The 18,829-nt window shown below is 62.0% G+C and carries 13 protein-coding genes and 4 tRNA genes; 3 read left to right on the top strand and 14 right to left on the bottom strand.

The genetic code is table 11. From position 1 onward, the window contains the following. Positions 1-57: 57 nt before the first annotated feature. The 12 genes from rpoB to GEV01_RS23040 all read right to left on the bottom strand — a co-directional run bounded on the left by rpoB (position 58) and on the right by GEV01_RS23040 (position 9,722). Positions 58-4,164 (bottom strand): DNA-directed RNA polymerase subunit beta, encoded by a 4,107-nt coding sequence (rpoB, locus tag GEV01_RS23095; protein ID WP_152807843.1) that lies wholly within the window; start codon positions 4,162-4,164, stop codon positions 58-60. Positions 4,165-4,434: 270 nt separating this feature from the next. After that, positions 4,435-4,806, bottom strand: coding sequence for a 50S ribosomal protein L7/L12 (rplL, locus tag GEV01_RS23090; protein ID WP_008444126.1), 372 nt, complete (start codon positions 4,804-4,806; stop codon positions 4,435-4,437). Positions 4,807-4,878: 72 nt separating this feature from the next. Continuing rightward, the gene (gene rplJ, locus GEV01_RS23085) at positions 4,879-5,418 is read right to left on the bottom strand and encodes a 50S ribosomal protein L10 (RefSeq protein WP_070359471.1); all 540 of its coding nucleotides are present in this window, start codon (positions 5,416-5,418) and stop codon (positions 4,879-4,881) included. A 258-nt stretch (positions 5,419-5,676) separates the two neighbouring features. Then, a complete protein-coding gene (gene rplA, locus GEV01_RS23080; RefSeq protein ID WP_070272341.1) occupies positions 5,677-6,372 on the bottom strand; it encodes a 50S ribosomal protein L1 in 696 nt (231 codons plus the stop codon). A 2-nt stretch (positions 6,373-6,374) separates the two neighbouring features. Next, positions 6,375-6,806, bottom strand: coding sequence for a 50S ribosomal protein L11 (gene rplK, locus GEV01_RS23075; protein WP_008444110.1), 432 nt, complete (start codon positions 6,804-6,806; stop codon positions 6,375-6,377). 121 nt (positions 6,807-6,927) lie between these two features. Further along, the gene (gene nusG, locus GEV01_RS23070; RefSeq protein WP_152807841.1) at positions 6,928-7,542 is read right to left on the bottom strand and encodes a transcription termination/antitermination protein NusG; all 615 of its coding nucleotides are present in this window, start codon (positions 7,540-7,542) and stop codon (positions 6,928-6,930) included. Further along, positions 7,542-7,925: a preprotein translocase subunit SecE gene (gene secE, locus GEV01_RS23065; protein WP_152807840.1), complete on the bottom strand. Its 384-nt coding sequence runs from the start codon at positions 7,923-7,925 to the stop codon at positions 7,542-7,544. The genes nusG and secE overlap by 1 nt, the downstream gene beginning before the upstream one ends. A gap of 36 nt (positions 7,926-7,961) precedes the next feature. Continuing rightward, positions 7,962-8,037: transfer RNA gene (locus tag GEV01_RS23060), tRNA-Trp, on the bottom strand. 66 nt (positions 8,038-8,103) lie between these two features. Next, the gene (gene tuf / locus GEV01_RS23055) at positions 8,104-9,294 is read right to left on the bottom strand and encodes an elongation factor Tu (protein WP_152807839.1); all 1,191 of its coding nucleotides are present in this window, start codon (positions 9,292-9,294) and stop codon (positions 8,104-8,106) included. A 107-nt stretch (positions 9,295-9,401) separates the two neighbouring features. Continuing rightward, positions 9,402-9,476: transfer RNA gene (locus GEV01_RS23050), tRNA-Thr, on the bottom strand. Between the two features lie 30 nt (positions 9,477-9,506). After that, positions 9,507-9,580 (bottom strand) — tRNA-Gly (locus GEV01_RS23045). Positions 9,581-9,638: 58 nt separating this feature from the next. Then, a tRNA-Tyr gene (locus GEV01_RS23040) sits at positions 9,639-9,722 on the bottom strand. 195 nt (positions 9,723-9,917) lie between these two features. Between GEV01_RS23040 and GEV01_RS23035 the strand changes: the two genes are divergently transcribed. After that, the gene (locus tag GEV01_RS23035; RefSeq protein WP_152807838.1) at positions 9,918-13,190 is read left to right on the top strand and encodes an EAL domain-containing protein; all 3,273 of its coding nucleotides are present in this window, start codon (positions 9,918-9,920) and stop codon (positions 13,188-13,190) included. Here GEV01_RS23035 and GEV01_RS23030 read toward each other — a convergent pair. Both GEV01_RS23030 and GEV01_RS23025 read right to left on the bottom strand, forming a co-directional pair. Next, positions 13,177-14,718 (bottom strand): HDOD domain-containing protein, encoded by a 1,542-nt coding sequence (locus tag GEV01_RS23030; protein WP_152807837.1) that lies wholly within the window; start codon positions 14,716-14,718, stop codon positions 13,177-13,179. The two genes, GEV01_RS23035 and GEV01_RS23030, sit on opposite strands and share 14 nt — an antisense overlap. 39 nt (positions 14,719-14,757) lie before the next feature. Then, positions 14,758-16,341: a DUF3369 domain-containing protein gene (locus GEV01_RS23025; protein ID WP_152807836.1), complete on the bottom strand. Its 1,584-nt coding sequence runs from the start codon at positions 16,339-16,341 to the stop codon at positions 14,758-14,760. Positions 16,342-16,581: 240 nt separating this feature from the next. Here GEV01_RS23025 and GEV01_RS23020 point away from each other — a divergent pair, with 240 nt between their 5' ends. Next, on the top strand, positions 16,582-17,061 hold the full coding sequence (locus tag GEV01_RS23020) for a chemotaxis protein CheW (RefSeq protein WP_152807835.1): 480 nt from the start codon (positions 16,582-16,584) through the stop codon (positions 17,059-17,061). Positions 17,062-17,083: 22 nt separating this feature from the next. Further along, on the top strand, positions 17,084-18,826 hold the full coding sequence (locus GEV01_RS23015; protein ID WP_152807834.1) for a methyl-accepting chemotaxis protein: 1,743 nt from the start codon (positions 17,084-17,086) through the stop codon (positions 18,824-18,826). Positions 18,827-18,829 lie beyond the last annotated feature (3 nt).

Below are 18,829 nucleotides of genomic sequence, written 5' to 3'. Positions count from 1 at the left end.
GATGAATTCTTTAAACTGCCCCGCCGGCAACGACCGGCGGGGCCCGTGCTTGATGTCTTAGTTGCGTTCCAGGTCGATATCGATACCCAGGGAACGGATCTCTTTCACCAGCACGTTGAACGATTCAGGCATACCGGCGTCGATCACGTGGTCGCCTTTGACCAGGTTTTCGTACACTTTGGTACGGCCGTTCACGTCATCCGACTTAACGGTCAACATCTCTTGCAGCACATACGATGCGCCGTATGCTTCCAGTGCCCACACCTCCATCTCACCGAAGCGCTGGCCACCGAACTGGGCTTTACCGCCCAGTGGCTGCTGCGTAACGAGCGAGTATGGACCGGTCGAACGCGCGTGCATCTTGTCGTCGACCAAGTGGTGCAGTTTCAGCATGTGCATCACGCCAACGGTGACCTTGCGCTCGAACGCTTCGCCGGTGCGGCCGTCGTACATCGTGACCTGATTCTTCGACGGCGTCATGCCCAGCTTGTGAGCGATGTCGTCCGGGTAAGCCAGGTCCAGCATGCGGCGGATTTCCGATTCGTGCGCGCCGTCGAACACCGGAGTAGCGAACGGAACACCCTTCTTCAGGTTGTTCGCCAGCTTCATGATCTCTTCGTCGTCGAACTGGTCCAGATCTTCAGGACGGCCGTTTTCGTTGTAGATCACGGTCAGATACTTGCGCATCTCTTCGGCTTTGGTGTGCACGGCCAGCATTTCGCCGATACGGATACCCAGGCCCTTCGCTGCCCAACCCAGGTGGGTCTCGAGAATCTGACCCACGTTCATACGGGAAGGAACACCCAGCGGGTTCAGTACCACGTCGGCCGGCGTACCGTCGGCCATGTATGGCATGTCTTCCACCGGCACGATACGGGAAACCACACCCTTGTTACCGTGACGACCCGCCATCTTGTCGCCCGACTGCAGGCGGCGTTTAACGGCCAGGTAAACCTTGACCATCTTCTGCACGCCAGGTTGCAGTTCATCGCCCTGGGTCAGCTTCTTGCGCTTCTCTTCGAAGGCCAGATCGAACTGGTGGCGCTTCTCGTTGATCGATTCCTTGATCGCTTCCAGCGCGGTAGCCGATGCGTCTTCCGATGGACGGATGTCGAACCAGTGGTACTTGTCCAGATCAGCCAGGTATTCCTTGGTGATCTTGGCGCCTTTGGCCAGCTTCTTCGGACCGCCGTTGACGACTTGGCCGATCAGCATTTTTTCCAGACGCTGGAAGGCATCGCCTTCAACGATACGCATCTGGTCGTTCAGGTCCAGGCGGAAACGCTTCAGTTCATCGTCGATGATCTGTTGCGCGCGCTTGTCGCGAACGATGCCTTCACGGGTGAAGACCTGGACGTCGATCACGGTGCCGATCATGCCCGATGGCACGCGCAGCGAGGTGTCTTTCACGTCCGATGCTTTTTCGCCGAAGATCGCGCGCAGCAGCTTCTCTTCCGGAGTCAGCTGGGTTTCGCCTTTAGGCGTTACCTTACCGACCAGGGTGTCGCCTGCCTGCACTTCCGCGCCGATGTAGACGATACCGGACTCATCCAGACGAGCCAGCTGGTTCTCAGCCAGGTTCGAGATGTCGCGGGTGATTTCTTCCGCGCCCAGCTTGGTATCGCGTGCAACGACGGACAGCTCTTCGATGTGAATCGAAGTGTAGCGGTCGTCTTTCACGACGTTTTCCGAGATCAGGATCGAATCTTCGAAGTTCAGACCATTCCATGGCATGAAGGCCACGGTCATGTTCTGGCCCAGAGCCAATTCACCCAGGTCGGTCGATGCGCCGTCGGCGATCACGTCGCGCTTGGCCACACGGTCGCCTACCTTGACGATAGGACGCTGGTTGATGTTGGTGTTCTGGTTCGAACGGGTGTACTTGATCAGGTTGTAGATGTCGACACCGACTTCGCCGGCGGTTGCTTCGTCATCGTTCACGCGAATCACGACACGGCCTGCATCGATGTAGTCGACGATACCGCCGCGCAGAGCCTGCACGGTAGTACCCGAGTCGACTGCCACGGTGCGTTCGATACCGGTACCGACCAGTGCCTTCTCTGGGCGCAGGCAAGGTACCGCCTGGCGCTGCATGTTGGCACCCATCAATGCGCGGTTCGCATCATCGTGTTCGAGGAACGGAATCAGCGACGCTGCGACGGAAACGATCTGGCCCGGCGCCACGTCCATGTACTGGATGCGCTCTGGGGATACCAGAATGGTTTCGCCGGCTTCACGGGCCGATACCAGCTCATCGCTCAGCATGCCTGCGTCGTTAATGGTCGCATTCGCCTGAGCGATGATGTAGCGGCCTTCTTCGATGGCGGACAGGTAGTCGATCTGGTCGGTGATCTTGGAGCCTTCGACCTTGCGGTATGGGGTTTCCAGGAAGCCGTATTCGTTCAGGCGGGCGTACAGCGCCAGCGAGTTGATCAGGCCGATGTTCGGGCCTTCAGGCGTTTCGATCGGGCACACGCGGCCGTAGTGGGTCGGGTGCACGTCGCGTACTTCAAAGCCTGCGCGTTCGCGGGTCAGACCGCCAGGGCCCAGGGCGGATACACGGCGTTTGTGCGTGATTTCCGACAGCGGGTTGGTCTGGTCCATAAACTGCGACAGCTGGGACGAACCGAAGAACTCGCGGATTGCGGCCGAGATCGGCTTCGAGTTGATCAGGTCGTGCGGCATCAGGTTGTCCGCTTCGGCTTGGCCGAGGCGTTCCTTGACGGCGCGCTCAACGCGCACCAGGCCGGCGCGGAACTGGTTCTCGGCCAGTTCGCCGACGCAACGTACGCGACGGTTACCCAGGTGATCGATATCGTCGACTTCGCCGCGGCCATTGCGCAGTTCCACCAGGATCTTGATCACGGCCAGCACGTCTTCGTTCGACAGCGTCATGGCGCCGGTCAGTTCATCGCGGCCGATGCGGCGGTTGAACTTCATGCGGCCCACGGCCGACAGGTCGTAACGGTCGGCGCTGTAGAACAGGCCGTTGAACAGCGCTTCGACGGAGTCTTCCGTTGGCGGTTCGCCAGGACGCATCATGCGGTAGATCGCGACACGGGCGGCCATCTGGTCGGCGGTGTCATCGATGCGCAGGGTTTGCGAAATGTAGGCGCCCTGGTCCAGATCGTTGGTGTACAAGGTCTGGATTTCGGAGATGTTGGCTTCGCGCAGGCGGCCCAACACGTCTTCGGTCAGCTCATCGTTGGCGGACGCGACAACTTCGCCGGTCTCAGGATCGACGATGTTCTTGGCCAGCACGCGGCCCAGCAGGTAGTCTTCCGGTACCGAGATGTGCTTGATGCCGTTCGATTCGATATCGCGCACGTGCTTGGCGTTGATACGCTTGTCCTTCAGGACCAGCGTCTTGCCTTCCTTGTTGACGATGTCGAAACGCGCGACTTCGCCACGCAGGCGTTCGGCGACGAATTCCATTTCCGCGCCTTCGGAGCGCAGGTTGAAATTGTCGAACACGAAGAAGTTCGCCAGGATCTGCTCGTGCGACATGCCGATTGCTTTCAGCAGTATCGTCACTGGCATCTTGCGGCGGCGGTCGACGCGGAAGAACAGGATGTCTTTCGGGTCGAACTCGAAGTCCAGCCACGAACCGCGGTAAGGAATGATACGCGCGGAGAACAGCAGTTTGCCCGAGGAGTGGGTCTTGCCGCGGTCGTGCTCGAAGAACACGCCAGGCGAGCGATGCAGCTGCGAAACGATAACGCGCTCGGTACCATTGATGACGAACGAACCGGTGGTGGTCATCAGGGGCAGTTCGCCCATGTAGACTTCCTGTTCCTTCATCTCTTTGACGACCGGCTTGGTCGGCGATTCCTTGTCCAGGATCACCAGACGGACCTTGGCGCGCAGCGGCGACGCAAAGGTCAGGCCACGCAGTTGGCATTCCTTGACGTCAAAGGCAGGATCGCCCAGGACGTACGACAGGAATTCGAGACGCGCAAAGCCATTGTGCGAAACGATAGGGAAAATCGAGGTAAAGGCCGACTGCAGGCCGTCGTTCTTGCGTGTCGACGGTGCTACGTCTTCTTGCAAGAAACTATGGTAGGACTCGAGCTGGGTAGCCAGCAGGAACGGAACGTGGTGAACGTTGGCGCGCTTCGCGAATGATTTGCGAATGCGTTTCTTCTCAGTAAATGAGTAGTGCATGGACACTCCGTGAGTGACAGAAAGGATAAAAAATTCAGGTTTTGCCAGTGCATTTTTAGCCACTTCAGCAACAAGATCGGCTGCATGTCACACAGACGAAACCTGAAACTTCTACCATTTCCAGCTGATTCGATAAAACTGCGGCGTCGGACAAAACGCTACAAATACGACGAGGACGACAAAGGAGCCAAAGCCGGATTTCCTCCCTTTCGAGAGGAAATCCGCAGCTTTGGCTCGAGGCGCTAACTAACTAGCCGCCGTACAACTTGATTACTTCAGGTCGGCCTTGGCGCCAGCTTCTTCCAGCTTTTTCTTAGCGGCTTCAGCGTCAGCTTTCGACAGGGCTTCTTTAACGGTCTTAGGAGCGCCATCAACCACGTCTTTGGCTTCTTTCAGGCCCAGACCGGTGATTTCGCGAACTGCTTTAATTACGCCAACTTTGTTCGCGCCGACTTCGGTCAGAACAACGTTGAATTCGGTCTGCTCTTCAGCAGCAGCAACAGCTGCGCCGCCAGCTGCTGGAGCAGCCATTGCAGCGGCCGAAACGCCGAATTTTTCTTCGAAAGCTTTGACCAGTTCGTTCAGGTCCATTACGGACATTTCGCTAACTGCGTTCAGGATGTCGTCTTTGCTAATTGCCATTTGAAACTCCAATAATTTTTTGATTCGTTAATACATCAGATTGGTACTTGAGAAAAGATCCGGCTACAGCGATTAGGCTGCTGCTGGCGCTTCTTCTGCGGCCACTTCGGCAACAGCTGGAGCACCTTCGGATTTTTTCGCTGCCAGAGCAGCCAGACCACGTGCAAAGCCCGACACCGGAGCCAGCATAACGCCCAACAGCTGCGAAATGAGAACTTCACGGGAAGGAATGCTCGCCAACGCTGCAACAGCTGCTTTATCCAGCTGCTTGCCTGCGTAGTTACCTGCGGTGATGACCAGTTTGTCGTTGGTTTTAGCGAAGTCAGCGATGACTTTAGCTGCTGCAACGGCATCGTCCGAGATCGAGTAGATCAACGGACCGGTCATGCTGTCTGCCAGGCCGGCGAACTGCGTGCCTTCGACGGAGCGACGTGCGAGGGTGTTTTTCAACACTCGCAGGTACACGCCTTGAGCGCGCGCTTTAGCACGAAGTTGCGTCAAGTGAGCAACCTGGATGCCACGATATTCGGCCACGACGATAGTTTGCGCAGTTGCTACTTTTGCGGAAACTTCGGCGACTACGGCCTTTTTGTCATTCAGATTGAGACCCACGGTCAACCTCCTTAAATGATGACGGGCAAACTGCCTGCCATCGGTTCGAACAACGGCGTCCGAGGTTTAGGAGTCCAATGGACTACGAAACTTGATCGGGTACACCATCTGCGTTGGGTGAAAAATTCAATTAACTAGGTGCCTGCCTGATGCACCCGGCCCAACGGTCTTTGATTGCCTGGCCGTTCCCGAAGAAACGGCCAGCCCAAAGAACTGCCCCATACCGCGCTAAGGCGATACAAGGACTTAAACTGGTACTTAAGCAGCCAGGGTAGCCTGGTCAACACGGACGCCAGCGCCCATGGTCGACGACAGCGATACCTTGCGCAGGTAGACACCCTTGCTGGTAGCTGGCTTAGCTTTGTTCAGTGCGTCGATCAGGGCAACCAGGTTGCTCTTCAGATCTGCGTCAGCGAACGATTTGCGGCCGATGGTCGCGTGGATGATACCGGCTTTGTCGGTACGGTACTGAACTTGACCGGCTTTCGCGTTTTTCACGGCGGTAGCGACGTCAGGGGTAACAGTGCCGACTTTCGGGTTAGGCATCAGGCCACGTGGGCCCAGGATCTGACCCAGGGTACCAACGATACGCATGGTGTCTGGCGAAGCGATGACGATATCGAAAGGCATGTCGCCGGCTTTGACGCGCTCGGCCAGGTCTTCCATACCAACAACGTCAGCACCAGCAGCTTTAGCGGCTTCAGCTTTGTCGCCCGAAGCGAACACAGCAACGCGAACGGTTTTGCCGGTGCCAGCTGGCAGCACGACGGAACCGCGAACGACTTGGTCCGACTTCTTAGGGTCTACGCCCAGTTGTACCGACACGTCGATCGATTCGTTGAACTTGGCGGTAGCCAGTTCTTTGATCAGAGCGACTGCGTTGTCGAATGCGTAGGACTTGGTGCTATCAACTTTAGCTTTGATAGCTTTTGCGCGTTTGGACAGTTTTGCCATGATTACAGACCTTCCACCGTGATGCCCATCGAACGTGCGGAACCAGCGATGGTGCGTACAGCAGCATCCAGGTCGGCAGCGGTCAGATCAGGGGTTTTCAATTTAGCGATTTCTTCAGCTTGAGCGCGGGTCAGCTTACCGACTTTGTCGGTATGTGGCTTCGGCGAACCTTTGACAACGCCCGAGTGCTTCTTGATCAGGAAGGTTGCTGGAGGCGTCTTCATCACGAAGGTGAAGGACTTGTCAGCGAACGCGGTGATCACGACTGGAATCGGCATGCCTGGTTCCATACCTTGGGTCTGCGCGTTGAACGCTTTGCAGAATTCCATGATGTTCAGACCGCGTTGACCCAGAGCTGGACCGATCGGTGGGGATGGGTTTGCTTTACCAGCTGGCACTTGCAGCTTGATAAAACCAATGATTTTCTTTGCCATGATGGCTCCTATCTTGGATATGAGTAGTAGCGCCCCACCATGCGCAGTTGCAGGGCGGGGCTCCTCTTTGCCAGATTTGTCAGGTTTTTACACCGTCGCCCGTTCTGGCGAACGGTGCTGCTTATACTTTTTCGACCTGGCCGAACTCAAGTTCCACCGGAGTAGCGCGGCCGAAGATCGTGACCGAGACGCGTACTTTGGATTTCTCGTAATTGACTTCTTCGACATTGCCGTTGAAATCGGTGAACGGGCCATCCTTGATGCGGACTTGCTCGCCCACTTCGTACAGCACTTTCGGCCGTGGCTTCTCGACACCCTCTTGCATCTGCTGCATGATCTTGTCGATCTCGCGCGCTGGAATCGGGGTCGGCTTGTTCGATTTGCCGCCGATGAAGCCGGTCACTTTGTTGGTGTTTTTCACCAAGTGCCACGTTTCGTCGGTCATTTCCATCTCAACCAGGACATAACCTGGGAAGAAACGACGTTCGGTAACGGACTTTTGACCGTTCTTGACTTCGACAACTTCTTCGGTCGGTACCAGGATCTGGCCGAACTGGTCTTGCATGCCGGCGCGCTCGACGCGTTCCGTCAGTGCACGCTGGACGCTTTTTTCCATGCCGGAATACGCGTGTACAACGTACCAGCGCTTGTTGCTGACTGGGACGCTGATAGGCGCTGCGCCAGCATCTTGTGCCGGAACTTCGCCCGGCACTTCATCTTGCACATTTTCGCTCATTATTTTCGTATGCCCAGAATGACGTCGTACAACAGGAACTCGAGTGTCTTATCCGTGCCCCACAGGAACAGCGCCATCACCAGCACGAAGGCAAACACGATGCCCGTGATCTGGGTAGCTTCGCGACGAGTAGGCCAGACGACCTTTTTCGTTTCGCGCACGGCTTCTTTGGCGAAATTCAGGAATTCACGGCCAGTCGTCGAGGTCCACAAGAGCAGAACGGCAAAAGCCAAACCAGCTACAAGTGCGCCTGCGCGTACGAGAGCTGGTTTGTCTGACAGGTAATAAAACCCGACCACACCTGCGATCACCATGGCTATTGCCAGAGCAACCTTAATCTTGTCATTCGACGTGCTGACGGTCTGCACGGATTGATTTGACATTTATATTTACTTTCGGTGCCCTGCACCTGAAAACGGTGGCAGGGACGGAGGGCATCGAACCCCCAACCTTCGGTTTTGGAGACCGACGCTCTGCCAATTGAGCTACGTCCCTACGTAAAACTACAAAGGATATCGATTATACCACCAGAGACGCCCCTGGTGGTAAGACCAGTATTCCTTAAGCGATGATCTTCGCTACAACACCTGCACCAACGGTACGGCCACCTTCGCGGATAGCGAAGCGCAGACCTTCTTCCATCGCGATCGGGTTGATCAGCTTGACGGTGATCGACACGTTATCGCCTGGCATAACCATTTCTTTGTCCGCTGGCAGTTCGATCGAACCGGTCACGTCAGTCGTACGGAAGTAGAACTGTGGACGATAGTTGTTGAAGAACGGGGTGTGACGACCGCCTTCGTCTTTCGACAGAACATAGATCTCGCCGGTGAAGTGGTTGTGCGGCTTGATCGAGCCTGGCTTCGCCAGAACCTGACCACGCTGTACGTCTTCACGCTTGGTGCCGCGCAGCAGCAGACCAACGTTGTCGCCAGCTTGACCCTGGTCCAGCAGCTTGCGGAACATTTCCACGCCGGTGCAAGTGGTTTTGACGGTGTCGGTGATACCAACGATTTCGATCTCTTCGCCGACCTTGATGATGCCGCGCTCGATACGACCGGTCACAACGGTACCGCGACCCGAGATCGAGAACACGTCTTCAACTGGCATCAGGAAGGCGCCGTCCACTGCGCGCTCTGGCGTAGGGATGTAGCTGTCCAGTGCTTCGGCCAGGGCCATGATGGCTTGCTCGCCCATTGGGCCGGTGTCGCCGTCCAGAGCCATACGTGCCGAACCTTTTACGATAGGCAGGTCGTCGCCTGGGAAGTCGTACTTCGACAACAACTCGCGCACTTCCATTTCAACCAGTTCCAGCAGTTCTGCGTCGTCGACCAGGTCGCACTTGTTCAGGAACACGATGATGTATGGAACGCCAACTTGGCGGGCCAGCAGGATGTGCTCGCGGGTCTGTGGCATTGGGCCGTCAGCTGCGGAGCAAACCAGGATCGCGCCGTCCATCTGCGCTGCACCGGTAATCATGTTTTTGATGTAGTCGGCGTGGCCTGGGCAGTCAACGTGAGCGTAGTGACGGCCGGAGGTTTCGTATTCGACGTGTGCGGTGTTGATGGTAATGCCGCGTGCTTTTTCTTCTGGAGCAGCATCGATCTGGTCGTATGCTTTAGCTTCGCCGCCGAATTTCTTCGACAGAACAGTTGCGATCGCAGCGGTCAGGGTGGTCTTGCCGTGGTCGACGTGGCCGATGGTGCCGACGTTAACGTGCGGCTTGGTCCGCTCGAATTTCTCTTTTGCCATTTTAGACTCCTAACGATTTGGTGTGATTGCCCGGGCGTGCGCCCGACTGTCTTGATATTGCTGCGTATGTGTTTATATGCTGCGGTACTGCGGGATACTGCGAATTCTGGTGCCCTTTACGTGGATTGAACACGTGGCCTCTCCCTTACCAAGGGAGTGCTCTACCACTGAGCTAAAAGGGCTTATGGGGTACTACTGCATTGCAACAACACTGGAGCGGGTGAAGGGAATCGAACCCTCGTCGTAAGCTTGGAAGGCTTCTGCTCTACCATTGAGCTACACCCGCGAGGATTGTTCAATTCTTACTTCATCTACTTGCGTCACCCAGTCTTTTTGCAAAAACTTGGTGGAGGGGGCTGGATTCGAACCAGCGTACTCGAAAGAACAGATTTACAGTCTGTCGCCTTTAACCACTCGGCCACCCCTCCGCGAGGAACCGCAGAGTATGAAGCAACTACTTTGACCTGTCAACCCTTCTCAACGTTATTTCGCGTCATCCGGATGAACTGTCTGCTTCGGGGCGAGATTTTAACTGCACCGACTGCAAAAGTGCAAGTGTTGTTTTTACGTTGCACAAATTCCTATACAATCGGCTGACGATAGTGAGATCTGGAGCCCCGCAGTTGAACAACCGTAGCGGTAGTTTGCGCAGCCTGGTGCTGGCCAATGTGGGCCTGTTGGCCTGTTACTTCGTCACCGGCCGTCTCGGCCTGCTGCTGGCGCTGCCGCCGGGCTATGCCTCGCCGATCTTCCTGCCGGCCGGCCTGGCGCTGGCCTGCTGCGTGATCGGCGGGCGCGGCCTGCTGCCGGCCGTGGCGCTCGGCTCGCTGGCGGTCAACCTGGTCTATCCCTCCATGAGCCCGGACGGCATCAGCGCCACCGCGCTGGCCGGCGCCCTCGCCCCGGCGCTGGGCGCGGCGCTGCAAGCCTGGGCCGGCAGCACCCTGTTCCGCCGCTATATCGATCCCGCCATCGGCTCCGGCCGCGACGTGGTGCGCTTCATCCTGCTGGCCGCCGGCGTCACCGTCATCAGCAGCACCGTCTCGCTGACCGGCATGGGCCTGCTCGGCATCCTGCAATGGGACAGCATCTTCCTCGACTGGCTGGCCTGGTGGATGGGCGACACCATCGGCATCCTGCTGGCGGCGCCGCTGACCTGGATCGTCATCGGCCGCCCGCGCGCGCTGTGGTCGCGCCGCCGGCTGCTGGTCGGCCTGCCGCTGCTGCTGTCGGCGGCGGCCTTCATCGCCATCTACCTGCAGGCCGACCGCTGGGAAAACAACCAGCAGCTGCAAGCCTTCCGCCTCAAGGCCCAGCAGACCGGCGACCTGCTGCAAGCGCAGTTCAGCGAGCACGAGCGCTTCATCTATGCGATGGCCAAGGCGCTCAACGATCCGCGCCGCACGCTCAGCCCCGAGGATTTCGGCAACCTGGCGCACGGCTACCTGGACCAGCGCCCCGAGCTGCTGTCGATGTCCTGGCTGACGCCGGTGGCCGGCAGCGAACGCCCCGCCTTCGAAGCCTGGGCCCGCGACCATGTCGCGCCGGGGTTCGAGATCCGCCAGCGCAGCGAAGACGGCACGCTGCACACCGCCGTGCAGCGCGAGCACTACTTCGTCGCCACCTTCATCGAACCCGAAGCCAGCCGCGCCTACCAGGGCCTGGACCTGCTGTCCGACCCGCAGCGCCGCGCCGCGCTGGAGCGCGCCATCCAGTCCGGCCAGCCCACCGCCACCGCGCCGCTGCTGCTGATCCCCTCGCAGTCCAGCGCCGGCCTGCTATTGCTGCAAACTGTTTATCCCAATAACAACCGCCACCAGGCCATCGGCTCGCTGCTGATCTCGATGCAGTTCGACGCCTACCTCGACCAGGCGCTGCGGCGCTCCGAGTTCGGCCACTTCCTGATACGCTTCGAAGACATGGACGACGACGGCCCGCGCCACATCGTGCGCGACAGCCTGCAACGCGCCGCCGAGCAGGGCGACTTTCAGCGCCAGCTGCACTTCGGCGGCCGCATCTACGAGCTGACGCTGGCGCCCACGCCCGCCTACCTGCAACAGCAGCGCGGCTGGCAGAGCTGGACCGTGCTGACCTGCGGCCTGCTGCTGACCGGTCTGCTGGGCACGCTGATGATGCTGATCAGCGGCGAGCGCGCCCGCATCCAGGCCCAGGTCAAGGACAGCACTGCGCGCCTGCGCGAACGCGAAGCCAGGCTGCAAGCGATTCTGAACAAGGCCGCCGACGCCATCCTCACCATCGACGGCAACGGCTTGCTGATGTCGGCCAACGCCGCCGCCGGCCGCCTGTTCGGCTACGCGCCGGAAAACATGACGGCGCTGCCGCTGGACCGCCTGATCCCGGTCGGCGTCGGCGACGCCGCCGGCCTCGACGCGGCCGGCCTGCTGCGCATGATCGCCTGCGGCGTCACCCACGAATACGAGCTGACCGGCTGGCGCAGCGACGGCAACGAATTCCCGCTGGCGATGTCGGTCAGCGAAGTGGAGCTGCCGGACGAGCACCTGTTCGTCGCCATCCTGCACGACCTGACCGAACAGCAGCTGGCGCAGGAGCGCATCCACCGTCTGGCCCACCACGACACCTTGACCGGCCTCGACAACCGCCTGTCGCTGAACCTGCGTCTGGATCAATTGCTGGCGCAGACCCGCCGCAGCGGCGGCGCGGCGGCCGTGCTGTTCATCGACCTCGACCACTTCAAGAAAATCAACGACACCCACGGCCACCAGACCGGCGACCTGCTGCTGGTCGCCGTCGCCCAGCGGCTGCAGGAACTGCTGCGCGAAGTCGACACCATCGCCCGCCTGGGCGGCGACGAATTCATCGTCGTCACCTCGGGCAGCGTGACGCCGGACGAGGCGTCCAATATCGCCGTGCGCATCGTCGATTCGCTCGGCTCGCCCTACCACCTGCAAGGCAAGACCGTGCACAGCGGCGCCAGCGTCGGCGTCGCCATGTTCCCGTCCGACGGCGAAGACGGCAGCACCCTGCTGCGCCACGCCGACACCGCGATGTACGCCGCCAAGAGCCAGGGGCGCGGCAACTTCCAGTTCTTCTCGGCCGAGATGAACACCGCCACCCACGAACGCCTGCTGCTGGAAAACCGCCTGTGGCAGGCGCTGGAGCAAAACGAATTCGAGCTCTACCTGCAACCGCAGATCGAACTGGCGTCCGGCCGCATCATCGGCGCCGAGGCGCTGCTGCGCTGGCACCATCCGGAGCTGGGCATGGTGGGCCCGGACCGCTTCATCCCGATCGCCGAGGAATCAGGCCTGATCCTGCCGCTGGGCGACTGGGTGCTGCAACGCGCCAGCCACCTGCTGGCCTCGTGGCGCGCGCCGGGGCTGGAGCATTTGCGGCTGGCGGTCAACCTGTCGGCGCGCCAGTGCCACGGCGCCGGCCTGCTGCCCCACCTGGACCGCCTGCTCGACACCCACGGCATCGACCCGGCCCTGCTGGAGCTGGAGATCACCGAATCGGCGGCGATGCAGGATCCGGAACGCAGTCGCGCGCTGTTGGTGGAACTGCGCTCGCGCGGCATCAAGGTGGCGATCGACGACTTCGGCACCGGCTATTCCTCGCTGAGCTACCTGAAGCTGTTCGAGATCGACCGCATCAAGATCGACCGCGGCTTCGTCAAGGATATCGAGAGCGACCCGAACGACGCCGTCATCGTCGCCGCCACCATCGCGCTGGCCCATTCGCTGGGCCTGGGCGTGGTGGCCGAGGGCGTGGAGACCCAGGCCCAGCGCAGCTTCCTGCGCGCCAAGGGTTGCGACGAAGCGCAAGGCTATCTGTTCGCGCGGCCGATGCCGGTGGCGCAGTTCGAAGCCATGGTGCGCAGCGAAAGCATGGCCGGGGCCGACCTCAGCCCGGCGTAAGCGCCACCAGCACCTGGCCCTTGAGGGCGCGGATCAGCGACGTCTCGTCGGGCGGCACGCCTTCCGGCGCCGGCAGCGCGCGGTCCGCGTAGAACAGCCCCAGCTGGATCGAATTGACCACCAGCGGCAGCACGATGAAGCTGCGCGCATCGGGCAGCAGCTGGCGGTGCCACTCCGGCAGCAGCGCCCGTATCTTGGGCGTGCTGGCGTCGGCGATCATCAAGTCGGCGTTGTTCTGCATCGCCAGATGGAACAAGTCATCGCTGCTGGCGGTGGGGAAGACGAAACCGGCCTGGCGCTCCACATGCCGCTCGCCGAACGCCACCCGCGCCCGGTACTGGCCGCTGCGCATATCCTTCAGACACACGGTGGCAAAGCGGAAGCCCATGCCGCGATACAGCGTCTCCAGCACCGCCTGGATGATGTCGTTGACCTTGCCGTGGCCGCCGGCGCGCATCTGCGTCACCTCCTGCACGCCGGCCAGCAGCTGCTCGCGCGCGTTGTACGGCTTGCCGCTCGGGTGGCTGCCCTGCGCCGGCTCGGCCGCGCTCATCGCCGCCTGCGCCAGCACGCTCGGCAGGCCCGGGCCGCCCTCGTCGGGATCGGCGTGGCCGCCCATCTGCAGGCTTTCCAGCAAGCCGTCCATGTCGCGCGCGACGGTGGAAAACATCTGCGCCAGGCGCTCATGGTCGAGGTTGAGCGCGGCGCCGTAGCGCTGCGCCAGCGCCCTGCCCTCGGCGCTGTCGGGGCCCTGGCGGCGGGCCAGCAAGCGCGCCGTCTCCATGCTGAACGACACCACCTGGCGCATCCATTCCTGGCGGCCGGTGGCCGGCTTCAGCGCGCCCGGCGGCAGCGGCGCCAGCGAGCGCACGATCACGTCCGGGATCTTCCATTCGTTGAGGATGGCGGCCGACAGGCTGTCGTAGCTGCAGCCCAGCACCTGCAGGGCCGCCTGCGCCTGCGTCAGCTTGCCGGCCGCCGTCAGCAGCGCGATCTCGCGGAACAGCCCATGCTCGTGCGAGGCCACCACCAGCGCGCCGATGTTCTTGAACAGGGCGCCGATGGCCGCCTCCTCGGCGCCCTGGTAGACGCTGAAGCGCGCCATCTCGCGCCCCACCAGGCTGGCGCACAGCGCCGCCTCCAGCTCCACCCGCACGCTGTGCGCGTGCTTGCTGTTGACCAGCGTATCGACCAGCAGCATGGCCATCGCCGTGGTCTTGACGTTGTCGAAGCCGAGCAGGGAAATCGCGCGCGAGATGGTGGTGACGGCGGTGCCGCCGGCGGCGCGGTAGGTGGGCGTGTTGGCCAGCCGCAGCACCTTCTGCGTCAGCGCCACGTCCGACAGCACGTAGTAGGCCAGGCTCTGCGTGCCCTGGTCGTCGGAATCGGCCAGCTGCACCACGCGCGCCACCGACGCCCCCAGCGCGAACATGCCTTCGTCGCCGCTGAGCTTCTTCAGCAGCGCAGTCCGTGCCAACCCCTGCACCGGGCGCAGCTCGCTGTCGGACGGTGACGTATGGGTAGGCATGGCATGGTCCTGGCGTGCTGCCGCCCGTGGGCGCGCAGCCTAGTCCGGCGTGCGGCCGATGGTCGGGTCGCGCTCGATCAAGTCCAGCAGCGCGGCCACGACCTCGGGGTCGAACTGCTTGCCGGAACGGTCGGTGATGTAGGTCATCACCTCGGTGTGCGGCCATGGGTCTTTGTACGGACGCTCGTGCAGCAGCGAATCGAACACGTCGACCACGGCGACGATGCGGGCCGAGACCGGAATCTCCTTGCCCTTGAGCTGGTTGGGGTAGCCGTTGCCGTCGTAGTGCTCGTGGTGGCCGCCGGCGATCTCGGCGCCGTAGGTCAGGTAGCTGACGCCGTCGACCATGTTGGCGGCGCGCTCCAGGATCGATTTGCCGACCGCCGCGTGGGTCTGCATCTCGGCCCGCTCCTCCGGCGTGTGGATGCCCGGCTTGAGCAGGATGTGGTCCGGCGTGGCGACCTTGCCGACATCGTGCAGGATGCTGGCCAGGCCTATCATGTCGAGCAGCTGCGGCGTCAGCTCGTCGGCGTAGGCGCCGCGCGCGGCCAGCCGCTGCGCCAGCGACGACGACAGCATCTGCACCCGGCGCACATGGCCGCCGGTGCCGCTGTCGCGGAACTCGGCCAGGTCGGCCAGCGCCACCACGGTGGCCTCCTGCGCCTTGCGCAGCTGGCCGAACATATACAGGTTGTCGAACGCGGCCGCTATCCTCTGGCAAAACACTTCCAGCAAGTCGCGCTGGATCTGCGCCAGCGGCCACGGCGGCGTGACCGAAATCGCCACCTCGCGGTTTTCCTGCGTGTGGATGAACAGCACATTGGCCGGGTGGTCGAACTGGCTTTTCTTTTCGGCGAAGGCCTTGGCGATGGTCGGCCACAGCGGATGGCCGGTCGGCATCAGTTCCGATTCGCTCAGCGCCGCATAGCCGCCGGTGGCCGCCACCACGCTGGTGACGCCGGTGTCGCCCTGCATCAGGCACAGCACGCCGTCGGCGCCGACATCGAGAATGGCGCTGACCTGGTTCAGCACGCCTGAAGCGAATTCGCGCAGCGAATGGATCTGGTACAGATTGGTGGCGCCGGCCAGGATCTTGCCCAGGCCGATGCGGCTGCGTTCGAGCATGTTCAGGCTCTCGTACGCGCGCAGCGCCGAGATCACCGTGGTGAACAGCTTCTGCGTGGTCAGCTCGGTCTTGGCCTTGTAGTCGTTGATGTCGTATTCGATGATGACGCGCTGCTCCGGCGCCTGGCCCGGCTGGCCGGTGCGCAGCACCACGCGCACGATGGCGTTGTGCAGTTCCTCGCGGATGCGGCGGGCCAGCAGCAGGCCGGCGTCGTCGGTTTCCATCACCACGTCCAGCAGCACCAGCGCGATGTCCGGCGTGTCGCGCAGGAAGTCGTAGGCTTCGCGGCCGCTGTAGGCCGAGAACAGCTCCAGCTCGCGGCCCTTGAAGGAGACGTTGCGCAGCGCCAGCCGCGTGACGGCATGGACATCGACGTCGTCGTCGACGATCAGCACCCGCCACAGGCGCTGGTCCGGCGAACCGGAGCCGGCAACCGGCGCCGTTTCCTCGTCCTCCTGGATCAGCCAGTTGTCGTCTGCGGCGTTGGAATCGGTCATGCGCGTCTCCTGGGGCTAGGCCCGTGGCTGTCTTAGGCCTAGCATAATCAGATTCCCCCCCTGTGACAACCCCCTTCGAAATTGCTAGCAACATGCGTGTTCTTTTCGCCCTTATGGTGCCGGGCCGCGCTCGTCATCGGGCCCCGACTCTGATACGCTAGGGCCGTCATTGTAAGGTTTGCGGCGCTGTCGGCGACCAAGACGATCAGCGGTCAGATCAACATTTCAAGGACCACAATCATGCAAGAAAGCGCATCGGACATCGCCGGCAGGGAATTCCTCGCCTTCACCCTCGGCGCGGAGGAGTACGGCATCGACATCCTCAAGGTGCAGGAGATCCGCGGCTACGAGACCGTGACCCGCATCGCCAACGCGCCCGAGTTCATCAAGGGCGTCATCAACCTGCGCGGCATCATCATCCCGGTGGTGGACATGCGCATCAAGTTCAACCTGGGCGAGCCGGTGTACGACCAGTTCACCGTGGTCATCATCCTCAACATCGGCGGCCGCGTGGTCGGCATGGTGGTCGACTCGGTGTCCGACGTCACCACGCTCATGCCCGAGGAGGTCAAGCCGGCGCCGGAGATGGGCACCGCCTTCAGCTCCGACTACATGATAGGCCTGGGCACCATCGACGAACGGATGCTCATCCTGGTCAATATCGACAAACTGATGTCCAGCGCCGAGATGGGCCTGATGGACGTCGCCACCGCCACCTGACCCCCTACCCGACCAACGCCCCATGAAACTGACCGACTTCAAAATCAAAACCCGCCTCGGCGCCGGCTTCGGCCTGGTCGTGCTGCTGATGCTCATCATGATCGTCACCGCCATCGGCCGCTTCGGCGCCATCAGCCAGAGCACCAAGGGCATCGTCGAACGCGACTGGCCCAGCGCCTCGGCCGCCGCCACCATCGACGCCGCCGCGCGCGAGGATGCGCGCCGCGTGCTGGCCCTGTTCGTCATCACCGACAAGGCCCAGCGCGCCAAGAGCTACGAGCGCATCGACCAGGACAAGAAGGCCATCGACGCCGCCCTGGCCACGCTGGCCCAGCTGACCGACACGCCGGAAGAGAAGGCGCTGCTGGCCAGGATCCAGGCGGCGCGCACCGCCTACAACACCTCCTTCCTGAAGGTGGCCGACCTGGTCGAGGCGGACGACCGCGACAAGGCGTCCGCGCTGATGAACAGCGAAACCTTCCCGCTGCTCGACTCGCTGGAAGAGCTGACCGGCGACATGGTCAAGCAGCAGAAGAGCGACATCGAGGACGGCGGCAAGGTGGCCACCGGCCACATCGACTTCTCGCGCACCATGATGGTGGTGCTGGGCGTGGTGGCGCTGATCGTCTCCGGCGGCCTGGCGGTATGGATCACGGCCTCGATCACCGGCCCGCTGGAAGAGGCGGTGGCGATCGCCAAGTCGGTGGCCGCCGGCGACCTGAGCACCCGCATCGAAGTCAACGCCGGCGACGAAACCGGCCAGCTGCTGGACGCGCTGCAGCACATGAACGCCAGCCTGGCGCGCACCGTGCACGAAGTGCGGCGCAGCACCGGCACCATCAACCAGGCCTCGGGCGAAATCGCCACCGGCAATATGGACCTGTCGGGCCGCACCGAATCGCAGGCCAGCTCGCTGGAGCAGACCGCCAGCACCATGGAAGAGCTGACCTCCACCGTCAAGCAGAACGCCGACAACGCCCGCCAGGCCAACCAGCTGGTGATCTCGGCGTCGTCGGTGGCCACGCGCGGCGGCGAGCTGGTGGCCCAGGTGGTCGACACCATGGGCTCGATCAAGGCCAGCTCCAGCAAGATCGTCGACATCATCGGCGTCATCGACGGCATCGCCTTCCAGACCAATATCCTCGCCCTGAACGCGGCGGTGGAAGCGGCGCGCGCCGGTGAGCAGGGACGCGGCTTCGCGGTGGTGGCGTCGGAGGTGCGCAGCCTGGCGCAGCGCTCGGCCACGGCGGCCAAGGAAATCAAGGTGCTGATCGACGATTCGGTGGAAAAGGTCGACGGCGGCAGCGCCGTGGTCGACGAGGCCGGCCAGACCATGGGCCTGATCGTCACCTCGGTGCAGCAGGTGGCCGACATCATGGCGGAGATCACCTCGGCCAGCCAGGAGCAGAGCCTGGGCATCGAACAGGTCAACGAGGCGATTTCGCAGATGGACGAGATGACCCAGCAGAACGCCGCGCTGGTCGAGCAGGCGGCAGCCGCCGCGCAAAGCATGCAGGACGAGGCGGCGACGTTGTCGGCCTCGGTCAGCGTGTTCAAGCTGGACGAGGCACTGGCCGCAGCCGCCCCCGCCGCCCGTCCGGCGGCAGTCAAGGCGGCGGCGCCGGCCGCCGCGCCGCGACTGGCCGCAGTCAAGCCCGCCGCGACGAAGCCGGCAGCAGCCAGGCCGGAGGCAAAAGCACCGGCCGCACCCAAGCCCGCCGCCAAGGCGAAGGCGGACATGGGCTCGGAGTGGGAAGAGTTCTAGGGT

The sequence above is a fragment of the Rugamonas rivuli genome, from assembly GCF_009380165.1.
GTDB lineage: Bacteria > Pseudomonadota > Gammaproteobacteria > Burkholderiales > Burkholderiaceae_D > Rugamonas > Rugamonas rivuli.
The sequence above is the reverse complement of the archived record's forward strand: the minus strand, read 5'-3'. Positions and strand labels throughout refer to the sequence as shown.